Origin of the sequence: Nonlabens dokdonensis, assembly GCF_002162835.1 — a bacterium.
GTDB classification, from domain to species: Bacteria; Bacteroidota; Bacteroidia; order Flavobacteriales; family Flavobacteriaceae; genus Nonlabens; species Nonlabens dokdonensis_B.
Map to the genome: position 1 here is coordinate 1 of NZ_MAAX01000116.1, position 2,307 is coordinate 2,307.

The following is a 2,307-nucleotide window of genomic DNA, read 5'->3' on the forward strand; positions in this document are numbered from 1 at the left end:
ATATTTTACGTCGGTTGTGGTCCATATGCTCCGTTATTTACTCTTGTAGCACCACTTTTCAGTCCAAATGAAATTCAATTTGAATTGTTAGAAATTAATCCTAGCTCGGTAGAAGCAGCACAAAAATTAATAGAACATTTAGATCTAACCGCATATCTTACAAAAATTCATACAGCAGATGCTATCACCTTTCATTTAGAAGAACCAGAAAAAATAGATATATTAATTAGTGAGACACTGGATTGCATGCTCTTCAGAGAATGCTATGTTCCTATACTTGCAAATTTGGTTCCTCAATTGCAAGAAGACACGTTAGTCATTCCTGAAAATGTTGTTATTAATCTTTCATTTTTAACTAACTCTATTAAGGAAACAAATTACCAAGAAGAAATATACGGTTCAATTATGGACGTAAAAGACGTTTTAAAAGAATATACAGATCAGCCACTTCCTTCTCGTGTAATGAACTTTAAAGTAGATTTAAAGCCCTATAACATGGCACAATTTGATCGTATTTTAATCGATACTAGGGTGCAAGTTTTAAATGATATCTGGTTACATAGAGGACATTCCTCACTTACCATTCCTTTTGAGATACCATTAGAGCAACCATTTAATTATCGATACCTTAATTTTGATTATTACATTGATCCAGAAATTGAATTGAAATGTAGTGTGGAATAAAATTTTGCGGTTTTAAAAAAAAAGAATGATTTTAATGTATTGTAAACAAGGTTAAACTGGTTAAATAGACATGTTAGGTAATTTAAAAAATGACTAACATATTAAAGTTGTCTTATTTTCTAATCAACTACCTCACATTGAAAGATAAAAATAATTTCTTTGTAAAAACAAAAACAAAAAATGCAAAACTTAAGAAATAAAAAAGCCATCATTACAGGTGGTAGTCGCGGTTTAGGAAAAGCTACTGCTCTAGCCTTTGCTCAAGAAGGTGTTCATGTTGCCGTTACTGGTAGAAATGAAAAAGCATTACAAGCTACTGTAAATGAATTACAACAACTAGGTGTTCAAGCTACCTATGCTGTATTTGATGTAAGTAATTATGATGATGTACAGGTACAAATTAAAAAATTAGTTACTGATTTAGGTGGAGTTGATATTTTAGTCAATAATGCTGGTATTGCCGCCTTCGGTACTCTTAACGATATGGATGTGAACCAGTGGACTCAAATCATTCAAACTAATTTAATGGGAATGTACTATGTTACAAAAGAAGTTTTACCTCATTTAATACAACAAAATTCTGGCGAAATCATCAACGTTTCTTCCACAGCTGGATTAAATGGCAATGCCTCTACATCTGCCTATTCTGCGTCTAAATTTGCAGTAATCGGTATGTCAGAATCGTTAATGAAAGAAGTGCGTAAAAATAATATAAGAGTGTGCACACTTACACCTAGTACTATTGCTACTGATATGGCTGTAGATCTAGGTATTGCAGACAAAGAATCAGAAGACAGTGTGTTACAACCTGAAGACTTTGCAGAGTTGATCGTTGCCGGATTAAAACTTCCTAAAAGAGCGATGTTGAAAAGTGCAGCTCTTTGGTCTACAAATCCATAAATCATTAAAAAAGTGATCGTTAAATTGATAATTTAGTTAGGATCTGTAAAAAAGTAAAAAAGCTCTTAAAGTATGTGAGGGCTTTTTTTGTTTCCGCTTTCGCGAAAGCGGAATCTATAAATATCTAATAACACAAAATGAAAAATATTAATATTAAGATTGTATTTATCTGCTTTTGCTTTTTAGGGTATTCACAAAACAAATTACCTAATGACTGGCACCTAGAGCAACTCGAAGGTTCTCCTAAATCGTTTACCGAGTATTCTAACTTTACTACTCAAAATGCAAAATTCAAAACGGTTTTTACCTACAACAAGGAAGGTTATCTCCTTTCAAAGGAAGATTATAATGATTACTATGTGGATGAAGACTCATTGGGTTTAACTGAGCGTACAACATATACATATCCAGCTAGAGGAGTTAAAATAGGTGTTATAAGAAGCGTAAAAAACGATAAGAATATAGGTACAAGCAGTTATAAAATGATTGCCCCAGACACGATTAAAGTGCAATTAAATAAAAATGACAATCGTACTGAAATGACTTTTCTTCTAGATAATAAGAGAAGAATACGGTTTATTGATGGCTACATTTACAGCATAAAATTAGATAAAGAACTCTACAAGTATTCTACAGAGATGATCTATGACAATAATAAGGTTACTAAAATTACGGTGCGTGATGGTAACTCTGGATCAAAAGGCGATACGGTAGATGTGGTAA

At 32.4% G+C, this 2,307-nt stretch carries 2 protein-coding genes and 1 pseudogene; all 3 read left to right on the top strand.

Translation table 11 applies throughout. The features are described 5' to 3' along the window. Positions 1-684, top strand: a 684-nt coding sequence (locus tag A9Q93_RS07555) for a phytanoyl-CoA dioxygenase (RefSeq protein WP_303686778.1), incomplete at its 5' end; no start/stop codon positions are given. 180 nt (positions 685-864) lie between these two features. Then, entirely contained in the window at positions 865-1,584 is a 720-nt protein-coding gene (locus A9Q93_RS07560) for a 3-ketoacyl-ACP reductase (RefSeq protein ID WP_303686779.1), read from the top strand. A 137-nt stretch (positions 1,585-1,721) separates the two neighbouring features. After that, a pseudogene (locus tag A9Q93_RS07565) lies at positions 1,722-2,307 on the top strand (hypothetical protein); the annotation flags it as partial.

Excerpts from the sequence above, each read along its gene's own strand:
- A9Q93_RS07560 (WP_303686779.1), top strand. The coding sequence starts at position 865 with ATGCAAAACTTAAGAAATAAAAAAGCCATCATTACAGGTGGTAGTCGC.